This is a genomic window from Kosakonia sp. YIM B13588 (assembly GCF_042788165.1).
Lineage (GTDB): Bacteria > Pseudomonadota > Gammaproteobacteria > Enterobacterales > Enterobacteriaceae > Kosakonia > Kosakonia sacchari.
Genome location: NZ_JBHZPO010000017.1, coordinates 66,252 through 86,484 on the forward strand (window position 1 = coordinate 66,252; position 20,233 = coordinate 86,484).

At 53.7% G+C, this 20,233-nt stretch carries 19 protein-coding genes and 1 tRNA gene; 8 read left to right on the forward strand and 12 right to left on the reverse strand.

Going from position 1 to position 20,233, the window contains the following annotated elements:
* Positions 1-35: 35 nt before the first annotated feature.
* Together ACFX4U_RS21815 and trmB are read right to left on the reverse strand one after the other, a co-directional pair.
* On the reverse strand, positions 36-362 hold the full coding sequence (locus tag ACFX4U_RS21815; RefSeq protein WP_313507339.1) for a YggL family protein: 327 nt from the start codon (positions 360-362) through the stop codon (positions 36-38).
* Entirely contained in the window at positions 362-1,081 is a 720-nt protein-coding gene (trmB, locus tag ACFX4U_RS21820) for a tRNA (guanosine(46)-N7)-methyltransferase TrmB (RefSeq protein ID WP_017457567.1), read from the reverse strand. Before trmB ends, ACFX4U_RS21815 begins: the two co-directional genes overlap by 1 nt.
* 142 nt (positions 1,082-1,223) lie before the next feature.
* Between trmB and mutY the strand changes: the two genes are divergently transcribed.
* The 4 genes from mutY (at position 1,224) to ACFX4U_RS21840 (ending at position 5,258) form a co-directional block, all read left to right on the forward strand.
* On the forward strand, positions 1,224-2,273 hold the full coding sequence (gene mutY, locus ACFX4U_RS21825; protein WP_313507338.1) for an A/G-specific adenine glycosylase: 1,050 nt from the start codon (positions 1,224-1,226) through the stop codon (positions 2,271-2,273).
* 25 nt (positions 2,274-2,298) lie between these two features.
* Positions 2,299-2,574 (forward strand): oxidative damage protection protein, encoded by a 276-nt coding sequence (locus ACFX4U_RS21830; protein WP_200553435.1) that lies wholly within the window; start codon positions 2,299-2,301, stop codon positions 2,572-2,574.
* A gap of 109 nt (positions 2,575-2,683) precedes the next feature.
* Positions 2,684-3,766, forward strand: a complete 1,083-nt coding sequence (gene mltC / locus ACFX4U_RS21835; protein ID WP_313507337.1) for a membrane-bound lytic murein transglycosylase MltC — start codon at positions 2,684-2,686, stop codon at positions 3,764-3,766.
* Between the two features lie 238 nt (positions 3,767-4,004).
* Positions 4,005-5,258, forward strand: coding sequence for a nucleoside permease (locus ACFX4U_RS21840; protein WP_200553439.1), 1,254 nt, complete (start codon positions 4,005-4,007; stop codon positions 5,256-5,258).
* 243 nt (positions 5,259-5,501) lie between these two features.
* Here the strand turns inward: ACFX4U_RS21840 and citG are convergent, their stop codons facing one another.
* Genes citG through ACFX4U_RS21880 form a run of 8 tightly spaced genes read right to left on the reverse strand, consistent with a single transcriptional unit; the run spans position 5,502 to position 12,848 of the window.
* Positions 5,502-6,329 (reverse strand): triphosphoribosyl-dephospho-CoA synthase CitG, encoded by an 828-nt coding sequence (gene citG, locus ACFX4U_RS21845; protein WP_313507336.1) that lies wholly within the window; start codon positions 6,327-6,329, stop codon positions 5,502-5,504.
* Positions 6,307-6,846: a citrate lyase holo-[acyl-carrier protein] synthase gene (gene citX, locus ACFX4U_RS21850; protein ID WP_313507335.1), complete on the reverse strand. Its 540-nt coding sequence runs from the start codon at positions 6,844-6,846 to the stop codon at positions 6,307-6,309. Before citX ends, citG begins: the two co-directional genes overlap by 23 nt.
* The gene (gene citF / locus ACFX4U_RS21855) at positions 6,843-8,369 is read right to left on the reverse strand and encodes a citrate lyase subunit alpha (protein WP_313507333.1); all 1,527 of its coding nucleotides are present in this window, start codon (positions 8,367-8,369) and stop codon (positions 6,843-6,845) included. Before citF ends, citX begins: the two co-directional genes overlap by 4 nt.
* A gap of 10 nt (positions 8,370-8,379) precedes the next feature.
* Positions 8,380-9,255 (reverse strand): citrate (pro-3S)-lyase subunit beta, encoded by an 876-nt coding sequence (gene citE / locus ACFX4U_RS21860; RefSeq protein WP_086873483.1) that lies wholly within the window; start codon positions 9,253-9,255, stop codon positions 8,380-8,382.
* On the reverse strand, positions 9,252-9,545 hold the full coding sequence (citD, locus tag ACFX4U_RS21865; RefSeq protein WP_020455183.1) for a citrate lyase acyl carrier protein: 294 nt from the start codon (positions 9,543-9,545) through the stop codon (positions 9,252-9,254). Before citD ends, citE begins: the two co-directional genes overlap by 4 nt.
* A gap of 17 nt (positions 9,546-9,562) precedes the next feature.
* A complete protein-coding gene (gene citC / locus ACFX4U_RS21870) occupies positions 9,563-10,582 on the reverse strand; it encodes a [citrate (pro-3S)-lyase] ligase (protein WP_313507332.1) in 1,020 nt (339 codons plus the stop codon).
* Between the two features lie 16 nt (positions 10,583-10,598).
* Positions 10,599-11,462, reverse strand: coding sequence for a fumarylacetoacetate hydrolase family protein (locus ACFX4U_RS21875; RefSeq protein WP_313507330.1), 864 nt, complete (start codon positions 11,460-11,462; stop codon positions 10,599-10,601).
* Between the two features lie 21 nt (positions 11,463-11,483).
* The gene (locus ACFX4U_RS21880; protein WP_200553449.1) at positions 11,484-12,848 is read right to left on the reverse strand and encodes a 2-hydroxycarboxylate transporter family protein; all 1,365 of its coding nucleotides are present in this window, start codon (positions 12,846-12,848) and stop codon (positions 11,484-11,486) included.
* 335 nt (positions 12,849-13,183) lie between these two features.
* Between ACFX4U_RS21880 and ACFX4U_RS21885 the strand changes: the two genes are divergently transcribed.
* Complete coding sequence (locus tag ACFX4U_RS21885) at positions 13,184-14,821, forward strand: sensor histidine kinase (RefSeq protein WP_313507329.1); 1,638 nt, start codon at positions 13,184-13,186, stop codon at positions 14,819-14,821.
* Positions 14,811-15,503, forward strand: a complete 693-nt coding sequence (locus ACFX4U_RS21890) for a response regulator (RefSeq protein WP_017457553.1) — start codon at positions 14,811-14,813, stop codon at positions 15,501-15,503. The genes ACFX4U_RS21885 and ACFX4U_RS21890 overlap by 11 nt, the downstream gene beginning before the upstream one ends.
* Positions 15,504-15,538: 35 nt before the next feature.
* Here the strand turns inward: ACFX4U_RS21890 and ACFX4U_RS21895 are convergent, their stop codons facing one another.
* Positions 15,539-17,674, reverse strand: a complete 2,136-nt coding sequence (locus ACFX4U_RS21895; RefSeq protein ID WP_313507328.1) for an ornithine decarboxylase — start codon at positions 17,672-17,674, stop codon at positions 15,539-15,541.
* Positions 17,675-18,073: 399 nt separating this feature from the next.
* Between ACFX4U_RS21895 and ACFX4U_RS21900 the strand changes: the two genes are divergently transcribed.
* Both ACFX4U_RS21900 and ACFX4U_RS21905 read left to right on the forward strand, forming a co-directional pair.
* Positions 18,074-18,790 (forward strand): DUF554 domain-containing protein, encoded by a 717-nt coding sequence (locus tag ACFX4U_RS21900; protein WP_017457551.1) that lies wholly within the window; start codon positions 18,074-18,076, stop codon positions 18,788-18,790.
* Between the two features lie 105 nt (positions 18,791-18,895).
* A tRNA-Phe gene (locus tag ACFX4U_RS21905) sits at positions 18,896-18,971 on the forward strand.
* Positions 18,972-19,247: 276 nt separating this feature from the next.
* On the opposite strand, the gene ACFX4U_RS21910 is transcribed toward ACFX4U_RS21905, so the two are convergent.
* Entirely contained in the window at positions 19,248-20,201 is a 954-nt protein-coding gene (locus ACFX4U_RS21910; RefSeq protein ID WP_313507327.1) for a tyrosine-type recombinase/integrase, read from the reverse strand.
* Positions 20,202-20,233 lie beyond the last annotated feature (32 nt).

A 20,233-nucleotide genomic window follows, 5' to 3' on the forward strand; every position in this document is an offset into this window, starting at 1 on the left:
AACGGGCCAGCAAATGCTGGCCCCTTATGCTTTAGTTAGTCCCACCAAACGTCGAAAAGTTCGCTGACGCGCACATCGGTCAGTTGGTGTTCTTCAAGCCATTTGCGCACGATAGCCTGATGCTCTTCGGTACATTTGCCAATCTCTTGCAGGCAAATCAGACCATCCCACGCCAGATAACCGCTACCGTCAAACGCCAGCTTGTTCGGCTCAATCACTTCCTGAATAAAGTCATCAACCGTTTTATCAATCTGCTCTTCGCTGGTGCCTTCCGGGAAGCGCCATGCAACAGAAAAACCCAGTTCCTGAAATTCATCGATGTGCATTTTTTTACGCAAACGACGGCTGCGGTTTGTTGCCATTATTTCACCCTCTCGAACATTAAGTCCCATACGCCGTGACCAAGACGATGGCCACGCTGTTCAAATTTGGTTACCGGGCGTGACTCTGGACGCGGCACAAAGTCGTTGGTCGCCGACAGGTTTTTGTAACCATCGATGGACGTCATCACTTCCAGCATATGCTGCGCGTAAGCTTCCCAGTCTGTCGCCATATGAAACACGCCGCCCAGCTTAAGCTTACTTTTCACCAGCTCAGCAAAGGGTACCTGAACGATGCGGCGTTTATTATGACGCGCTTTGTGCCACGGGTCAGGGAAAAAGAGCTGCACCATATTCAAAGAATTGTCAGGAATCATCTTGTGCAACACTTCTACTGCGTCGTGGCACATCACGCGCAGGTTTTCCACGCCCTCTTCATGTGCGGAGGAGAGGCAAGCGCCAACGCCCGGCGAGTGCACTTCAATGCCGAGAAAATTCTGCTCGGGGCGCATCTTCGCCATTTCAACCAGCGACGCACCCATGCCAAAACCGATCTCCAGCGTAACCGGGGCAGTGCGGCCAAACAGCGCGGTGAAATCAAGCGGCTGTTCAGTGAACTCAACGCCCATCACCGGCCAGTAATTATCCAGCGCGTGTTGCTGCCCTTTCGTCAGGCGGCCCTGGCGACGGACAAAGCTGCGAATGCGGCGCAACGGGCGGCCGTTTTCATCAAATTCCGGTGAAATGACGTCGTTATTCATAAAGTGATCTGCTTGTGAGAGTGTTCAGGAAACGGGCATTATCCAAAGTTAATCGCCCGATGCAAGCACCGGAAAGTTCCGGTTTACAGCTCATCGCCTCTGTGCTGCAATCTTCGCCCCTGATTACGTGATTCTGGTGACCATGCAAGCGTCTCAATTTTCAGCCCAGGTGCTGGGCTGGTACGACAAATACGGGCGAAAAACCCTGCCCTGGCAAATTGAAAAAACGCCTTACAAAGTATGGCTATCGGAAGTGATGTTGCAACAAACGCAAGTAACAACCGTAATCCCCTACTTCCAGCGCTTTATGGCGCGTTTTCCAACGGTGACCGATCTGGCGAACGCACCGCTGGATGAAGTGCTGCATTTATGGACCGGGCTGGGTTATTACGCTCGCGCACGCAACTTACATAAAGCCGCGCAGCAGGTCGCAAACCAGCACGCGGGTAGTTTCCCGGAAACATTCGAGGAGGTTGCTGCGTTGCCGGGCGTCGGCCGCTCGACCGCGGGCGCCATCCTCTCTTTGTCGCTGGGTAAACACTATCCTATTCTCGATGGCAACGTGAAGCGCGTGCTGGCGCGCTGTTACGCTGTCGGCGGCTGGCCGGGTAAAAAAGAGGTGGAAAAGCGTTTGTGGGAGATCAGCACAGAGGTCACCCCGGCTCAGGGCGTCGAGCGCTTTAACCAGGCGATGATGGATCTGGGCGCGATGGTTTGCACCCGTTCGAAACCGAAATGCGAGCTCTGCCCGCTGCAAACGGGCTGTGAAGCCTACGCGGCGAACGCCTGGGCGCAATATCCGGGTAAAAAACCGAAACAGACACTGCCCGAACGCACCGGTTATCTTCTGCTGATGCAGCATGAAGGTGAGGTGTACCTTGAGCAGCGACCACCAAGCGGGCTGTGGGGCGGGTTATTCTGCTTCCCGCAGTTCAGCGATGAGGCCAGCCTGCGCGCCTGGCTGGCGCAGAGGAAGATTAGCGCCGATAATCTCAGCCAACTTGTGGCGTTTCGCCATACATTTAGCCATTTCCATCTGGATATTGTGCCTATGTGGCTTGGCGTGTCCTCGTTCTCGTCTTGCATGGATGAGGGCGCAGGTCTTTGGTATAACTTAGCGCAACCGCCATCCGTCGGTCTGGCGGCTCCCGTGGAACGCCTGATACAGCAATTACGCGCCGAAGTCCGTTAAGCGCGCAAGCAAAGAGGATTATGTTATGAGCAGAACTATTTTTTGTACCTTCCTGCAACGTGAAGCGGAAGGGCAAGACTTCCAGCTCTATCCGGGCGATCTCGGAAAACGCATTTACAACGAGATCTCGAAAGAGGCCTGGAAACAGTGGCAGCATAAGCAAACCATGCTGATTAACGAGAAAAAACTCAACATGATGAACGTCGAGCACCGCAAGCTGCTGGAAGAGGAGATGGTGAATTTCCTGTTTGAAGGCAAAGACGTGCACATTGAAGGCTATACGCCGCAAGAAAAAAAATAAGCCGCTGTTCATGCGCAATCACTGGTAATGCCGCGAATGCATGGGAAGGCATTGCCAGTGCGCAGAGGACACCGGCGCTAACACACCAACACAATTGCATCCCGGAATGATGAAAAAATATTTAGCGCTAGCGATTATTGCGCCGTTGCTGATTTCTTGTTCCAGTTCGAATAAAACGGGCGACGACTACAACGAAGCCTGGATTAAAGACACCAACGGTTTTGACATCCTGATGGGTCAATTTGCCCATAATATTGAGAATTTATGGGGGTTTAACGAAGTTCTGATCGCAGGCCCAAAGGACTACGTTAAATACACCGACCAGTACCAAACCCGCAGCCACATCAACTTCGATGAGGGAACGATCACCGTCGAGACGATCTCCGGCACCGATCCTGCGGCGCATTTGCGCCAGGCGATTATTAAAACCCTGTTGATGGGCGACGATCCGGGTTCTATCGATCTTTACTCTGATGTTGACGATATCCAGATCTCGAAAGAGCCGTTCCTGTACGGCCAGGTGCTGGATAACAACGGCGAAGCCATTCGCTGGCAATGGCGTGCCGCGCAGTTTGCGGACTATTTGCTGCAAACACGGCTGAAAAGCCGCAGCAATGGTTTACGTATGATCTACAGCGTGACCATTAAACTGGTGCCAAACCACCTGGATAAACGCGCACATAAATACGTCGGTATGGTGCGAAAAGCGTCGCATAAATATGGCGTTGAAGAGTCGCTGATTCTGGCGATTATGCAAACCGAATCCTCCTTTAACCCGTACGCCGTTAGCCGCTCCGATGCGCTGGGCTTAATGCAGGTTGTGCAGCATAGCGCCGGTAAAGATGTATTCCGCGCACAGGGGAAATCTGGCACGCCCGATCGCAGTTATCTGTTTGATCCACAAAGTAACATTGATACCGGCACTGCCTATCTGGCGATGTTGAATAACATTTATCTCTCCGGGATCAATAACCCAACGTCACGGCGCTATGCGGTTATTACCGCTTATAACGGCGGTGCCGGCAGCGTGTTGCGCGTCTTTTCCGCCGATAAAGTGCAGGCGGCAAATATCATCAACACCATGACGCCAGGAGATGTGTACCAAACCCTGACTACCCGTCACCCCTCGGCGGAATCCCGCCGCTATCTCTACAAAGTTAACGCTGCGCAAAAAACCTACCGTCGCAACTAATCTGCTGCCTCTTTCGTCTGCCCCGACGAAAGAGGCATAAGGTATTCATGTGAGTGATGCAAACGGTTGCGCTAAAGTGTGAGATACGTCACCATATAAAAATGCAATCAGAGGAAGTTTGCATTTTTATGTCGGGCATAACAAATTCGCCACCCCGTAGATGGTAGAATCCTGACACATAACAAACGCAATTGTGCCCATTCCAACATCTATCACTCTCCTTTGTGAGGAAATTAGCATGAATCTTAAGCTGCAGCTGAAAGTCATTATCTTTCTGCAGTTCTGCCTGTGGGGAAGCTGGCTGACTACGCTTGGCTCTTATATGTTCGTTACCCTGAAATTCCAGGGCGCGGAAATTGGCGCGGTGTATAGCTCGCTGGGTATTGCATCACTGTTGATGCCAACGCTGCTCGGTATCGTTGCGGACAAGTGGCTAAGCGCAAAATGGGTTTATGCGCTGTGCCATCTGATTGGGGCGATTACGTTATTTATCGCCGCAGGCGTCACCACGCCTGGCGCAATGTTTGTCATCATCCTGCTTAACTCGCTGGCCTACATGCCAACGCTGGGCCTGGTGAACACCATTTCTTACTTCCGCCTGAAATCCGCAGGCCACGATATCGTGACCGATTTCCCACCGATTCGTATCTGGGGCACCATCGGCTTTATTCTGGCGATGTGGGCGGTGAGCTTCTCCGGTTTCGAACTGAGCCACATGCAGCTTTACATTGGCGCGGCGCTGTCGCTGGTGCTGAGTCTGTTCTCTCTGACGCTGCCGCATATGCCGGTTGCCAAAAGCAAAGAGAAACAGACCTGGGTGGAAATGCTGGGCCTGAACGCTTTCGCGCTGTTTAAAAACAAGCGCATGGCAATCTTCTTTATCTTCTCGATGCTGCTGGGCGCCGAACTGCAAATCACCAACATGTTCGGCAACACCTTCCTGCACAGCTTCGACGCGAACCCGCTGTTCGCCAACAGCTTCATCGTGACGCATGCGTCGGTGATGATGTCGATTTCGCAGATTTCCGAAACCGCGTTTATCCTGGCGATCCCGTTCTTTATGAGCCGTTACGGCATCAAGAACGTCATGATGATCAGTATCATTGCCTGGGTACTGCGTTTTGGTCTGTTTGCCTATGGTGACCCGACGCCGTTCGGTACCGTGCTGCTGGTTCTGTCGATGATCGTTTACGGCTGCGCATTCGACTTCTTCAACATCTCCGGGTCGGTATTTGTGGAGAAAGAGGTGAATCCAGCTATCCGCGCCAGTGCGCAGGGTATGTTGCTGATGATGACCAACGGCTTCGGCTGTATTCTCGGCGGGATGGTGAGCGGCAAAGTGGTTGAGATCTACACCACTGCGGGCATCACCGACTGGAAAACCGTGTGGCTAATTTTCGCAGGTTACTCGCTGGTGCTGGCCTTCGCTTTCGTGATGCTGTTTAAATACAAACATGTGCGCGAGCCGGCAGGCGTAGCGCAGAAAGCCTGAGCCCCTTAACCACCTCTCTGAAGGTGGTTAAAGATGCAAAGACAAAACCCGGCCTGAGCGCCGGGTTTTTTGTGGCCATTTGACCACCTCTTTTTGCGGAGGTGGTCAGCAACAGGCTTTGGCTTAGTGTCTTTGGATGTAAATTGTTCAGAACAGGCAGAGACGTTTTATTAAAGCTTTTAATGCGCGCCTCTGGGTCGTAATCAATACCATTTGCCAGACAAATGTTTTTTTATGGCCTGCTTACAGCCCGGCAAGAACCCAGGCCACCGCCAGCAGATCGGCGCTCCCGCCGGGGCTTAGCCGGCGCGCCATTAACGCCTTATCCATTTCGCGCAGCGCGTCGCTATCCCAGCCCGTTACCAGCAATCTCGCCGCATAATCCTGTACGTAGTGCAGCCCTTCAATACCACCGCGAGATACCAGATTGCTGTCGCGGTTTGCGGCCATCAGGCGCAGCAGCGCATTGTGTAACCGCCGCTCCCCGTGCTCCTGATGCCAGTACGGCAACACTGCGCGGCGCACAGTGATAAACCCCTGTTCCGCTTCACCGCGTGCGCCCGTCAGCCCATACTGGCGAAACTGTTTTTCACCCGCCGTGATAGCCTGCGGGCGATCTGCCAGCTCACGTGCCACTACTCCACAACAGATTTCACTCACCTGCTGGCAAAGCGCGTCAGCGCTAACCATGCGCCCTTGTCCCTGCAAACGCCCGGCAGCAAAACAGAGCAGACCCAGTGAAAAAATGCCGCCTTTGTGTGTGTTCACGCCCCTTGTCGCCGTGAACATCGCTTGCTCGCAGGCGATACCCATCGGACGCAGCAGCCGTAGCTGTTCGCTGGCCGGTTTATGTGCATGGGTTTTTCCTGCTTCGGCAAAAACCCTGAACCACGGCGCGATCGCCGCAATACTTTTTAAAAACAGCGCATGATCCATATCCTGGTGCGAGCCGTTATTGGCTCTGTCCACCAGCCCCGGTTTGGGGGTTAAATCCAGCTCAAGACGCAGCGCCTGCGCCGCAAGCTCAGGCACGTCAGCAATGGCGGATTTAGTCGCGAGCAAACCAGCCATCGATTAATCTCTCCACGCGAGCCACGACTTCTTCTACCGAATGGCGACGCGAGCGGGCGCAGCCGTGTGCAGGTTCATCACATACCAGGCAGCGTCGGGTATTTAAATCCAGCGAATGCCGCCCAACCTGTCCTTCTTTCGGGCAAAACACATCGAAATCCCACAGTCTGCCAAGCGGATGAGTCTGTTCCATCTCCACGCATTGCGCTTTGATTTCCACTGCCGGATGCTCCACGCACCACAGCGCTTCCGCACCGGTTGGCAGCCACAACACCTGCCTGTCCAGCACGCGCCAGTGGTTTTGCCACAGCAACTGGTCGCAGGCCTGGAGTGCCACGCCCATGGTATTGCGGTAGCGAATACTGTCTTTTATCGCGCCGGGGGTAACCAGCGTCAGCGAAATAACCGGTTGTTGATAGTGAGTGAGCCAGTCAGCCTGACGCGCCGCGCGGCTATCTTTCGCCGCCAGCAGCGCTTCGAGGCTGACGCCCGCTCTCACGGGCGTCAGAGTGGTCATAGATTGTCCTCTTTAACCTGACGAACCACATCGATCACGCTGCCGTCGCGATAACGGATCACGCCAACAATGCGGTCAGTGAATGCGATCGGTTTCGGTTCGCCGGTCAGTGAAATCGCACGCTGGTAAAGCGCTTCGATGTCGACGATTTTCAGCCCTGCCGCCAGCAAACGCTCACGAATATCCGGGCGCGCCGGGTTAACAGCAATACCGTGATCGGTGACCAGCACATCGATACTTTCCCCTGGCGTCAGCAACGTGGTGACGCGTTTTACAACGGTAGGAATGCGGCTACGTAGCAAGGGCGCCACGACAATGGTGAGGTTAGCCGTTGCCGCCACATCGCAGTGGCCGCCGGATGCGCCGCGCATCACGCCATCAGAACCGGTGATAACGTTAACGTTGAAGTCGACATCAATTTCCAGCGCGCTGAGGATCACCACATCCAGCTGATCGCAACTGGCAGCTTTACCGCCCGGATTGGCATAGACGTTGGTGGAGATCTCAACGTGGTTCGGGTTACGGTGCAGCGAAGCCGCCGCTTCGCCATCGAAACACTGCGTATCCAGCAGTTTTTCAATAAGCCCTTTCTCATGCAGATCCACCAGGCTACCGGTGATGCCGCCAAGCGCGAAGCGGGCTTTTACCCCGTGGCGCTCCATTTTTTCTTCCATGAAACGCGTCGCTGCGGTCGCTGCTGCGCCGGAGCCGGTCTGCATGGAGAAACCGTCTCTGAAATACCCCGAATGTTCAATCACATCTGCCGCATAGCGGGCGATCATCAGCTCGCGCGGATTGCTGGTGACGCGTGCTGCGCCGACGCTGATTTTCGCCGGATCGCCCACACTCTCTACCTGCACGATCAGATCAACCTGATCCTGACCAAGGCTCGCAGGCATATTGGGGAACGGCACCAGCTCTTCGGTCAGTAACACTACTTTTTTGGCAAACTGCGCATCCACCATCGCGTAACCCAGCGAACCACAACAGGATTTCCCCTGTGTGCCGTTGGCGTTACCGAACTCGTCGCTGCACGGCACGCCGAGGAAAGCGACATCAATGTTCAGCTCACCATCCTGCAACAGCTTCACGCGGCCGCCGTGTGAGTGAATCTGGACCGGTTCCGCCATCAGGCCGTGAGAGATTGCATCCGCCAGCTTGCCGCGCATCCCGGAGGTGTAAATACGCGAAATCACACCGTTCTGAATATGCTCGATCAGCGCGTCGTTGCAGGTCATCAGCGAACTGGACGCCAGCGTCAGATTTTTAAAACCCAGCCGCGCCAGCGTTGCCACGACGTTGTTGATCACACGATCGCCTTCGCGAAAAGCGTGGTGGAAAGAGATGGTCATGCCGTCTTTCAGACCACTGCGCGAAATCGCGTCTTCCAGCGTCGCGCAGAGTTTGCGCGTGTGTTTGGTGTTGATATCCGCCAGCCACGGCGTCGCCGAGTGCGCGCTTTCAAAGGGTTTTAAATCACGCAGATGGGGAAAATTAACGTGAAGAAGCTCTGTTTGATTCATTGTTCTGTCCTTAACGACGCACGCCGGACGCAGCTGCACGTTCCAGCACCATCTGCGCGTGATTAATAATCGGGGCGTCAATCATTTTGCCGTTCAGCGAAACCACGCCCAGGCCGTTGCGCTCGCCCTCTTCTGCCGCTTCGATAACCACTTTCGCGTGATCCACTTCCTGCTGAGTTGGCGCATAGGCGTTATGCAGCAGATCGATTTGACGCGGGTTGATCAGTGACTTGCCGTTGAAACCCATTTTGCGCACCAGGTCGACTTCTCGCAGGAAACCGGCTTCATCATTGACGTCTGACCACACCACGTCGAACGCATCAATTCCGGCGGCGCGCGCGGCGTGCAGCACTGCGCAGCGCGCGTAGAACAGCTCAGTGCCGTCGCCACGTTCAGTTTGCATATCCATTACGTAGTCAAACGCGGCCAGCGCGATGCCAATTAAGCGCTGCGAGCTGCGCGCAATCGCGACAGCGTTAATCACGCCAATCGCCGATTCAATCGCCGCCATTACGCGAGTCGATCCCACTTCGCGACCGCAGGCCAGTTCGATGCGCTCAAGGTGGCGTTCCAGTTCGTAGATATCTTCCGGCGTATCCGTTTTCGGTAAACGCACCACATCAACACCGGCACGAACCACTGCTTCCAGATCTGGCAGGCCAAACGGCGTGTTCAGTGGGTTAATACGTACCACGGTTTCCATATCCTGATACATCGGGTGCTGCAGCGCGTGGAACACCAGCAAGCGCGCGGTGTCTTTTTCGCGCAGCGCTACCGCGTCTTCCAGGTCGAACATGATCGAATCAGGGCGATAGATGAATGCGGTGGAGAGCATGGCGGCGTTAGCGCCTGGCAGGAACAGCATGCTACGACGTAGTTTTTTCACAGCAGTTTCCCCCAGTCGATTTCAGTGCCTTCGGCGGCGCGCAGAATGGCGCTTTGCAGGCGGGCACGGATTACACAATCCAGTGCGCCTTTGTCTTCAATGATGATTAAGCCCTGGCGGACTTCCATCGCGCGCAGCGTGGCATCCACTACCTTGCGGATTTGATCGCCGAACTGCTTCATCACCTCGCTATGGATAACAATATCCAGCTCGCCTTCTGCGGGGGCGATTTTCACCATCAGGTCGCTGGACTCCATCGTCCCGGCCAGCGCCTCCCTTACAATTTTCATAGTTATTTTCCTGATTTTTAAGCGACTTCCGCGCTGTAATGAGACTCAAGGTGCGCAAAAGTGGTATCCGGTACAATTTCCCGAATACGGGAAAACTGGTGTGTTTTGAGTAAACGACGCACTTCCGAGGCAGAGATGGCGGTGCCGGTCGCTTTAATGCGCGGAACTTCCACCACCTCGACAGCCCCCGCGAGCAACTGATGCATAGTCTGGTTGTACTGGCGGGTGATATCGCAAAACGGCTCGCTGCCGATAAAGCGGTGGGTAACACCGAGCGCCGGGGCAATATGGTTACGGAAGATGAGCAGGTCGATTTCGCTCCACGCCTGCTGCACTTTGCCAGTCTCTTTGAGGAAATAGGCCGGAAAGGTAGCGCGGGAAATAATGTACTGAGAGCCTTCGTGAACCGTGACATTTGGCAGATGCGCCACGCCCGCTTTCACCATTTTCAGCCGTGCGGAGAAAGGAAAGAACGAAGCATCTTCCCGCACCACAAACAAGTGCAGCCAGTCGCAGGCCTGTGCGGCCTGCTCAACCAGATGCCGATGGCCAAGCGTGAAGGGATTGGCGTTCATCACAATGGCACCGATGCGATTTCCGGCAACGCGGCGCGCCTGCAAAGTGCGGCAGTAACGCTGAATGCCAGACGGTGTATTTTCCATCAATATCGCATTGTTGCCGCTCTGGGCAACCGGCCAAAAACCGCTGTGCTGGAAACGCTCCCGATTGCAAGGGCGCGTGCACAGGAACAGATGAAAATGTCCACGCGCCAGCGCCAGGTGCTCAACTTCCGCCAGCAACCGCGCGCTAAGGTTTTCCCCACGCAACTGCTCTTCAACCGCTACACACTTGATGACGTTGGCGGCGAGACCTGCACAACCCACCAGCCGGTTTCCCGACCAGGCTTCAACGAAGGTGGTGATATCACTGTCCATACCTAAACCACTGTCTGCGAGCAACGCGCGGATAGAGGCCAGCCGTTGAGTATTGCCGTTGACTTCCGCAACGCGGAAGTCGATGGAGGGTCGTGCTTGCATCGTATTGCCTTCGTCCTTAGTGCGCTGCTGTCAGCGCATGGGCTGGCGCATCAATAATCACATTGCTGAGGTGACCGATGTTTTCGATCTCCACTTCGATGCGATCGCCCGCTTTCATGAACAGCGGCGGATTGCGTTTCTTGCCAACGCCGCCCGGTGAGCCAGTGATGATGACGTCGCCCGGCGTCAGGCTGGTAAAGGTGCTGATGTACTCGATAAGCTCGGCGACCTTATGGATCATGCTGGCGGTGTTGTCGTCCTGCACCATGCGGCCATTCAACCAGGTGCGGATAGCGAGCTGATGCGGATCGGGGATCTCATCAGCCGTGGTCATCCACGGGCCGAACGCGCCGGTCTGCCGCCAGTTTTTACCGGCGGTGAACCAGGTGTGCTGCCAGTCACGCGCAGAGCCATCCATGTAGCAGCTGTAACCTGCGACATGGCTTAACGCCGTCTCACGAGAGATGTTTTCTCCGCCTTTACCGATGATCACCGCCAGCTCACCTTCGTAGTCGAATTCGCTGGAGTGGCGCGGTTTCAGCACCGGCGCGTTATGTCCGGTTTGCGAGTCGGCGAAGCGTACAAACAGCGTTGGTGCCGGGTTATGTTGATCAAACTCTTTGCGTTTTTCGGCGTAGTTCATGCCGACGCAGAGAATTTTCCCCGGGTTTTCAATAACCGGCAGGAAGTTGAGATCGTCAAAGCGCAGATCCGTCGCTTCACCGCTCAGCTGTTGTGCCTCACTCAGCGCGTCGGCTGCGAGCAACGATTTCAAATCACCGTAGCGGTCACCCAGGCGCTGGCCCAGATTGATGACACCATCAGCCTTGACGATGCCGTAGCTACGGATCCCCTGATGGACAAAGCTTGCGAGTTTCATATCAGTTCCTGTAGTGCTTAATCAGACGAGGAAATTGCCAAGAACCAGCAGCGATACCGACACGTTGATCGCACCGCCAATACGGGTCGCAATCTGTGCAAACGGCATCAGGCTCATACGGTTACCGGCAGTCAGGATGGCAACATCCCCTGTACCGCCCTGGCCACTCTGGCAGCAGGAAACAATGGCGACATCAATCGGATGCATGCCAATCTTTTTACCTACGAAGAAACCAGTGGCAACCAGTGCGGAAACGGTACTCACGATCACCAGCAGGTTATCGAGAGTGAAAGCGTGAACCAGCTCCTCCCACGGCGTAATGGCAACGCCCACGGCGAAGAGGATTGGGTAAGTCACAGAGGTCTGGAAGAATTTGTACACCACCTGAGAACCTTCCAGCAGGCGCGGAGAAACACCGTGCGCCAGCTTTACCAGCACGGCGGCAAACAGCATGCCGACCGGTGCAGGCAGGCCAATCAGTTTGTGGCCGAGCATGCCGATCATGTACAGCAACACAGCCAGCAGTGCGCCCGCCGCGATGGTGGTGACATCAGTTTTACCGGAAAACGCGGGGGCAGCCGGCGCTGGTTCATCACCATTGCTGCGGTTTGGCATCAGTTGGCCTTCGCCGGTCAGATGCGGGAAGCGTTTACCCAACTGGTTCAGGCAGCCGGAAATAATGATTGCAGTCAGACCGCCCAGCATCACCATCGGCAATACACGACCCAGAGCAACGCCCTGATCCATATGCAGTAAGGTGGCGTAACCGATAGAGAGCGGAATGGCGCCTTCACCTACACCACCCGCCATGATTGGCAGAATGATAAAGAAGAAAATCTGGAACGGTTCCATACCCAGCGCCAGGCCAACGCCCATACCCACCAGCATGCCAACCACTTCGCCACACACCATCGGGAAGAAGATGCGCAGGAAGCCCTGAATCAGGGTGGTACGGTTCATGCTCATGATACTGCCGACAATGATGCAGCAGATGTAGAGATAGAGGATGTTGGTTGATTTGTAGAACTTGGTGGTGGACTCGACCACCACATCCGGCAGCAAACCGTAATACACCATTGCCGAAGGAATAAAGGTGGCGCAAATCGCCGCTGCGCCCAGTTTGCCCACGATCGGCAGACGTTTACCGAACTCACCGCATGCAAAGCCAAAGAACGCCAGCGTCGCTACCATCACGACGATATCGCTCGGCAACTTGCCACCAAGACAATCGATAGCAATTAACGCACCGGCTAGCAGGAATAATGGCAGTGGAATAATCCCAACTTTCCACGTATCCATAATGTGCCACCACTTATCCTTCAGTGATGTTTTTTGAATCGCCAGCGATTCAGAGGTAACAGAGAATGAATCGTCAGTTGTGCTCATAATTAAGCCCCTTGGTTATTTTGTGGCTGTAGAGTAAAGGGCTAAACGCATACTTTATGTGAGGAATAGCATATTAAAACCGGAGTTTTAATGGCTCCTATGGTTTTTAAGGTTTCTTTTATTTTGTGTGATTTACGCCTTAATTATTGGCGTGGTTTTTATGGTTTTTTTAAATAGAAATACAAGTTAATAACATTTCCAAAAAAGAATATTTAACAGACCATTTTTCCGCTTCAGTGCTGGCTGTGCAAGGGATCACAAGTTTCCAGTAAACTGCGCACGCGTGCGCAAAAAGATGCTACATTGGCGCTTTGCTGGCTGCTGTGCGAACCGTCATGAAAGTCTCTTTCCAAATCAAACTTTTTATTTCGCTGGTGCTTTTTTTCTCCGGTTTGTTCGTTCTGCTTGGCGTTTATTATTACAAGGATGTCGGTCGCCAGCTATATCAGGAAATGAGCGCACGAGCAAAAATACAGGCTGAGGAAATAGCCATTATTCCGAATTTACGCCAGTCGGTTGCCGATAAAGATATTCGAGCTATCGCGCAATTTATGCATAAAGTGGTGGCGCATAGCGATGCAAGCTTTATTGTTATCGGCGATAACAAAGGCATGCATTTATTTCATTCAGTCGATTCTGATGTGGTCGGAAAAACATTAGTGGGTGACGATAATACCGAGGTGTTGCACGGGAAAAGCATCACCACTATCCGCAAGGGCGGGTTGGGTATTTCGTTACGCAGTAAAGCGCCGATTTTTGATGATGCCGGGCGCGTTGTCGGGATTGTGTCGGTGGGGTATCTGACCAGTTATCTCGATACCATCACGCTCGGTAAAGTGATCAATATTTTTATTGCCGCTGTATTGCTGCTGGCAGCGCTGTTTATTTTTTCCTGGTTCTTTACCCGCAGCATTAAAAAACAGATTTTCTCCCTTGAGCCACGGGAGATTGGCCTGCTGGTACGCCAGCAAAAGGCGATGATGGAATCGATCTACGAAGGGGTGATTGCAATTGACAGCGAACTGCGCATAGAAGTGATCAATCAGGCAGCACGCAAGCTTCTGGAGTTAAGCCAGCCGACGCGCGAGCTGCGCGGGCAAACCATCGATGAAGTCATTGCTCCGGTACCGTTTTTTGACCGTTCGATGATGCTGGAAAACGACACGCACGATGAGATTTGCCGTTTTAATCAGTTAACGGTGATTGCCAGCCGGGTACGCATCATGCTGGAGAATAAATTGCAGGGCTGGGTGATTACCTTTCGCGATCGCAACGAGATAGACACGTTGAGCGCGCAACTCAGCCAGGTGAAGCGCTATGTGGATAACCTGCGCATTATGCGCCATGAGCAGTTGAACCGCATGAACACGCTCTCTGGCCTGCTGCATATGGAGCGCTACGATGAAGCTGTGCGCTACATTCAGGCTCAGTCAGAGCATGCGCAGGAGTTGCTGGACTTTATCTCTTCGCGTTTTAGCTCGCCGACGCTGTGCGGTTTGCTGCTGGGGAAAGCGGCACGCGCCCGTGAAAAAGGGGTAGAACTGGCCTTTGATCCGCTGTGTCAGATGGACAGAGCCTGCCGGTTGTTGGGTGAAGCGGAGCTTATCTCAATCATCGGTAACCTGTTGGATAACGCTATTGAAGCAACCCAGCGCGCCACACTGCCTCACGAACCGGTTGAAGTGCTGATTTTGCTGAACGAACGGGAGTTGATTATTGAAGTGGCGGATCGCGGTATCGGCATTGATCCAGCGATTCGCGATCATATTTTTGAACGCGGGATGACCACCAAGCGCAGTGGCGATCATGGTATCGGTCTGTACCTGATTGCCAGCTATGTCACGCAAGTGGGCGGATCGATTGAGGTCTCCGCTAACACGCCTCGCGGCACGATTTTCTCTTTGTTTATTCCTGAAACGGGTAACGTACCGCGTCCCGTGCCGACCCTGGAAGATCAGAATTATGCAACATGAACTGATAGACGTGCTGATAGTAGAAGATGAAAACACGCTTGCGCAGCTTAATGCGGAACTGGTCAGCAGACACCCGCGCTTGCGCCTGGTGGGCATTGCCTCGTCGCTTGCCGAAGCGCGGGAGTTATTGAGCAATACGCAACCACAGTTAGTGTTACTGGATAACTATTTGCCGGATGGCAAAGGCATTACCCTTATTAACGATCCGCAGATTATTCGCGCAAACTGCTCGGTGATTTTCATTACCGCCGCCAGTGATATGGACACCTGTAGCCAGGCGATCCGTAATGGCGCGTTCGACTATATTCTCAAACCCGTGTCGTGGAAGCGGCTGAGCCAGTCGCTGGAGCGCTTTGTGCAATTCGCCGAGCAGCAACGCGTATGGAAAATTGTCGACCAGCAGAACGTGGACTCGCTTTACCAGTTACAGGCAAAGAATTTCCGCCAGGATAATGGCAGTAAAGGCATTGAAGAGAGTACGCTGGCGCTGATTCAGAAACTGTTTGCCGACGAGATCGCGCGCTGTTTCTCCGTCGATGAAGTGGTGAGCGAAACGGGATTGAGCAAAACCACCACCCGGCGCTATCTGGAACACTGCGTGGAAGCCGGGTTTCTGGCGGTGGAGATGCAGTACGGGAAAATTGGCCACCCGAGGCGCATGTACCGCCGGGTGGCTGCGTGAAATGGCCCCTCACCGTGCGGTCGAGGGGCTAAAAACTACTTCAGTACATAACCATACAGGCGTTTGATGCCGTCGGTGTCAGTCTCTGAATAAACGCCCTGCAGCTCCGGTGAAAAGCCCGGCAGCAGGTTGACGCCCTCTTCCAGCGCGAGGAAGTAGCGCTGCACCGCCCCGCCCCATACTTCTCCCGGCACCACGCAGAGCACGCCCGGCGGATAAGGCAGCGCACCTTCGGCGGCGATGCGCCCTTCCGCCTTACTGATGCGCACCAGCTCAACATTACCGCGAATAAACTCGCTGTTGGCATCCTGCGGATTCATTACTACCGCTGGCAGGCTGGCTTTGCGGAACATCGCCTTTTGCAGATCTTTTACATCAAAACTCACGTACAGATCGTGCATCTCCTGGCATAGCTCACGCAGCGTGTAGTCGCGATAACGCACCGGATATTTGTTAAAAATGGTTGGCAGCACGTCAGCCAGCGGCGTGTCGTCTTCAATATGTTGTTCGAACTGGGCGAGCATCGCCACCAGTTGCGCCATCTTCTCGGCGCTTTCGGCCGGCGTCAGCAGGAATAGGATCGAGTTGAGATCGCACTTCTCCGGCACAATGCCATTTTCACGCAGGTAGTGCGCCAGAATGGTGGCCGGAATGCCAAACTCGGTATATTCACCCGTTTCCACGTCGATGCCCGGCGTGGTCAGCAACAGCTTGCAGGGATCAACAAAGTATTGCTCGTGCGCATACCCTTCAAAACCGTGCCATTTATCACCCGGCTCAAAGCTGAAGAAGCGCCGCTCGCGGGCGATCACGTCTGTCGGATGATCCTGCCACGGTCGTCCGGCGATCTCCGGCGGCACAAAAGGTTTGATCATCTTACAGTTCGCGATGATCGCTTTGCGCGCTTCAATACCCAACGCTACGCATTCTGCCCACAGACGACGCCCGCTCTCTCCCTGATGAATCTTGGCGTTAACGTCCAGCGCGGCAAATAACGGATAAAACGGGCTGGTTGACGCATGCAGCATAAACGCATTGTTCAGCCGCTTATGCGGGCAAAAACGCGCCTGCCCGCGCAGATGGTTATCTTTTTTGTGGATCTGCGAGGTTTGTGAGAACCCGGCCTGCTGCTTGTGCACCGACTGGGTGACAAAAATGCCCGGATCATTCTCGTTCAGCTCCAGCAGCAGCGGCGAGCAATCCGCCATCATCGGGATAAATTGCTCGTACCCTACCCACGCAGAATCAAACAGAATGTAGTCACACAGGCTGCCGATCTTGTCGATCACCTGCCGTGCGTTGTAGATCGTGCCGTCGTAAGTACCTAGCTGGATCACCGCCAGGCGGAACGGACGCGGCTGATCGGCCTTTTCCGGCGCGACTTCGCGGATCAGCTCGCGCAGGTAAGTTTCGTCAAAGCAGTGATCGTCAATGCCACCAATAAAACCAAACGGGTTACGCGCCGCTTCCAGATAGACCGGCGTTGCACCGGCCTGGATCAAGGCGCCGTGATGGTTGGATTTGTGGTTATTACGATCGAACAGCACCAGATCGCCCCGCGTTAGCAGCGCATTGGTCACCACTTTGTTGGCGGCAGAAGTGCCGTTCAACACAAAGTAGGTTTTATCGGCGTTGAATACCTTCGCGGCAAACTTCTGCGCATGTTTGGCCGAACCTTCGTGAATCAGTAAATCGCCAAGCTTGACGTCGGCGTTGCACATGTCGGCGCGAAAAACGTTCTCGCCGAAGAATTCGTAAAACTGGCGGCCCGCCGGGTGCTTTTTAAAGAACTCACCGTGCTGATGACCGGGGCAGGCAAACGTGCTGTTGTCCATTTCGACATACTGGCGCAGCGTATCGAAAAATGGCGGCAACAGATTGTCTTCATAGTCGCAGGCGGCGGTTTCCAGCTCCAGCCAGTCCTGATCCTTACCGCCGATCACCGCTGTCACGCCCTGCGGCGCACTCTCCGGCTCTTGAGTGAACAAAAAAACCGGCAGGTTAAACCCCGTCCGTTTGAGTAACGCAAGAATGCCGCTGCGACTCTCCGCTAATGTCATGACGACTGCCGCCACATCCGTAAAATCGGTACTGTCCAGCGTCACCACTTCGCGGTGGGTGGAAAGCGCAGATATCAGCTCGCGGCTGACGGCAATTTTCATTGATTTCATAAGCACGAATACCCGTTTCAGGGGAGTAAAAGACCCCGGACAAAGCAGTTGCTTCGCCCAACGAACGTGTCTGACTGGAACCAGCTCCGACCGCCAGACATCAGTAAAAGCAGACAGCTTCTGATCTTACTGTTGTCCTACAGTGAGCGTGCGTTACCCTCACCGCATGGTGAGTGAAGTATGGGGGAAAATGACACGGGTGCCCGAAGGCATGCAGGTGCAAAACGCGTGACAAACAGCAGTCATGTGCGTCATCTGGCAGCTCCCGTAAGGTGGAATAAAATTCGCGCAATCATGTCACCTTTCCCAAAGAGGCGCAACCAGGCCGGGCGTGGTCGCGCATAAAAATGCTATTCTACGCGGCATATTATTCAGTTATATGAAACACAGGAGTGACTCGTGCTTACAGGTCCTTTTATTAACGCCGCTGCGGTATTAATTGGTGGCACCCTTGGCGCGTTGCTCAGCCATCGCCTGCCCGAGCGCATCCGTTCCTCCATGCCTTCGATTTTCGGCCTTGCGTCACTGGGTATCGGTATTTTGCTGGTGATCAAATGCGTGAATTTACCCGTAATGGTGCTCGCCACGCTGGTCGGTACGTTAATTGGCGAACTTTGTTACGTCGAGCGTGGTATCAGCGGCGGTGTTAACGCGTTACGTAATCTGCTGCAAAAACGCAAAGACGGGGATGCCAACAGCGCTCACGAGTCGTTTATTCAGAGCCTGGTGGCAATCATTATTCTGTTCTGCGCCAGCGGCACCGGGATTTTTGGTTCCATGCGCGAAGGAATGACCGGCGATCCGAGCATTCTTATCGCCAAAGCTTTTCTCGATTTCTTTACCGCCGTGATCTTCGCGACTTCGCTCGGTTTTGCTGTCGCGATGATTTCCGTGCCGATGCTGATTATCCAGCTTACTCTCGCCACCTGCGCGACACTGATCCTGCCGCTGACCACGCCCGCAATGATGGGCGATTTCACCGCCGTTGGCGGCATCCTGCTGCTGGCGACCGGGTTGCGCATCTGCGGCATAAAGATGTTTGCCGTGGCGAATATGCTGCCCGCGCTGGTGATTGCGATGCCGATTTCTGCCCTGTGGACAGCATTTTTTGCCTGAGCGAACGTGCATTATGCGCAAAGTGGTGATAGATTGTGCAGTCCGCAACGAATTGAAGAAATTTCGTTGACGGAGCGCGGCGAATCAGGTTTAATGCGCCCCGTTGCCCGGATAGCTCAGTCGGTAGAGCAGGGGATTGAAAATCCCCGTGTCCTTGGTTCGATTCCGAGTCCGGGCACCACTTATTCAGAGCCTGTTCGTTAAGAGATGAGATCCTTAACGGGCAAGACAGTAATCCCCAGACGGCATGATGATGGTACTTGCGTTACCGCATCAGTTGAACACGGGACTTAAATCCAGAGGATGATGCCAACATCCTCTGTATTTCTCACGTCCACAATTTACTTCACGAACGTATTTACCCTCAGATCTTCCCTGTGTCAATCTTTTGTAAAGCAAACATCCCTTTTTTTTCCATTTTTAATTTCATCAACTTAGATTTAACTTAAGATTAGTCTTATGCCGCATCCAGTTCCTCCAGCATGTCCCGGACCTTATCTAGGTCACTTTCAACATACTCCAGCGTGACCGCCGGTGTTGAATGACCCAGCAGGTCCTGTGCCATCTTCAGGTTACGATCCGGCAAACGCATCAGGTTAGTCGCGATGGTGTGTCGGAACCTGTGCGGACTGACTGTAAAACCGCATTCTCGTGAAAGTCGTCTGAAAAACGCACGCAACGGCGGATAATCCATGTTGCTACTGATTTCATTCTTCCGGCCATCAAAGCGAGAAAGATTAAACAACTGGTCCTGCATCTTCGCGCCACGCTCAAGGGAAAGGTTATAGAGCCTTTCAAGTCTGGGTCGTAGGTTTTCAGTAATCGGAACCCGGTGTTCCTTATGGTTCTTGGAACCCTCAGGCCGGAGATTAATCCATCGGTGCTCAAAATTTACATCCTCCAGGCGAATGTGCAGCAGCTGGTTCTGGCGCATTCCTGTTCTCCGCAATGCATCCAGTACCGTTAACCAGAACCATGCTGGCCGTAAGGCGCTTTTTCTTAACTCCATCATACCAGTCCGTTCATCCTCCTCCCTCGCCTGCATGTGCAGATAAATTTTATTCATCTGTACATCAGTCAGTGTTTTTTTGCGTTTGACATCGGGTCGGGTAATTACCCCGTTGAAAGGATTTTCCCTCATCGCTACAAGCCCATTAACGATGGCGTGATTAAATATAGCGCGCATATGAGTCACTTTATTATTCCATGTCGTTCTGCTCAGTCCTTCCTCATGGATAATTTTTCGGCGCCACGTTAAAACCAGCGTTTTATCAACCTGCTCAGGTGAAATACCTTTCCCGCTAAAGGAAATGAATGATCTGACTACCTTCCTGTAGCTCCACTCCGTAGCCGGGCGCAAAGATTTACTGAAAAAATAATCATCCAGCACTTCTTCAAATGCATTGTTCATATTCACCTCGTATATTGTTATTCTGACTTAAA

Coding starts and splice junctions, on each gene's coding strand:
- mltC (WP_313507337.1), top strand. CDS start 2,684: ATGAAAAAATATTTAGCGCTAGCGATTATTGCGCCGTTGCTGATTTCT.
- ACFX4U_RS21815 (WP_313507339.1), bottom strand. CDS start 362: ATGGCAACAAACCGCAGCCGTCGTTTGCGTAAAAAAATGCACATCGAT.
- citD (WP_020455183.1), bottom strand. CDS start 9,545: ATGAAAATTGTAAGGGAGGCGCTGGCCGGGACGATGGAGTCCAGCGAC.
- citF (WP_313507333.1), bottom strand. CDS start 8,369: ATGAATCAAACAGAGCTTCTTCACGTTAATTTTCCCCATCTGCGTGAT.
- ACFX4U_RS21895 (WP_313507328.1), bottom strand. CDS start 17,674: ATGAAATCAATGAAAATTGCCGTCAGCCGCGAGCTGATATCTGCGCTT.
- ACFX4U_RS21840 (WP_200553439.1), top strand. CDS start 4,005: ATGAATCTTAAGCTGCAGCTGAAAGTCATTATCTTTCTGCAGTTCTGC.
- ACFX4U_RS21910 (WP_313507327.1), bottom strand. CDS start 20,201: ATGAACAATGCATTTGAAGAAGTGCTGGATGATTATTTTTTCAGTAAA.
- ACFX4U_RS21830 (WP_200553435.1), top strand. CDS start 2,299: ATGAGCAGAACTATTTTTTGTACCTTCCTGCAACGTGAAGCGGAAGGG.
- ACFX4U_RS21875 (WP_313507330.1), bottom strand. CDS start 11,462: ATGAAACTCGCAAGCTTTGTCCATCAGGGGATCCGTAGCTACGGCATC.
- mutY (WP_313507338.1), top strand. CDS start 1,224: ATGCAAGCGTCTCAATTTTCAGCCCAGGTGCTGGGCTGGTACGACAAA.
- ACFX4U_RS21885 (WP_313507329.1), top strand. CDS start 13,184: ATGAAAGTCTCTTTCCAAATCAAACTTTTTATTTCGCTGGTGCTTTTT.
- ACFX4U_RS21890 (WP_017457553.1), top strand. CDS start 14,811: ATGCAACATGAACTGATAGACGTGCTGATAGTAGAAGATGAAAACACG.
- ACFX4U_RS21880 (WP_200553449.1), bottom strand. CDS start 12,848: ATGAGCACAACTGACGATTCATTCTCTGTTACCTCTGAATCGCTGGCG.
- trmB (WP_017457567.1), bottom strand. CDS start 1,081: ATGAATAACGACGTCATTTCACCGGAATTTGATGAAAACGGCCGCCCG.
- citX (WP_313507335.1), bottom strand. CDS start 6,846: ATGACCACTCTGACGCCCGTGAGAGCGGGCGTCAGCCTCGAAGCGCTG.
- citG (WP_313507336.1), bottom strand. CDS start 6,329: ATGGCTGGTTTGCTCGCGACTAAATCCGCCATTGCTGACGTGCCTGAG.
- citC (WP_313507332.1), bottom strand. CDS start 10,582: ATGCAAGCACGACCCTCCATCGACTTCCGCGTTGCGGAAGTCAACGGC.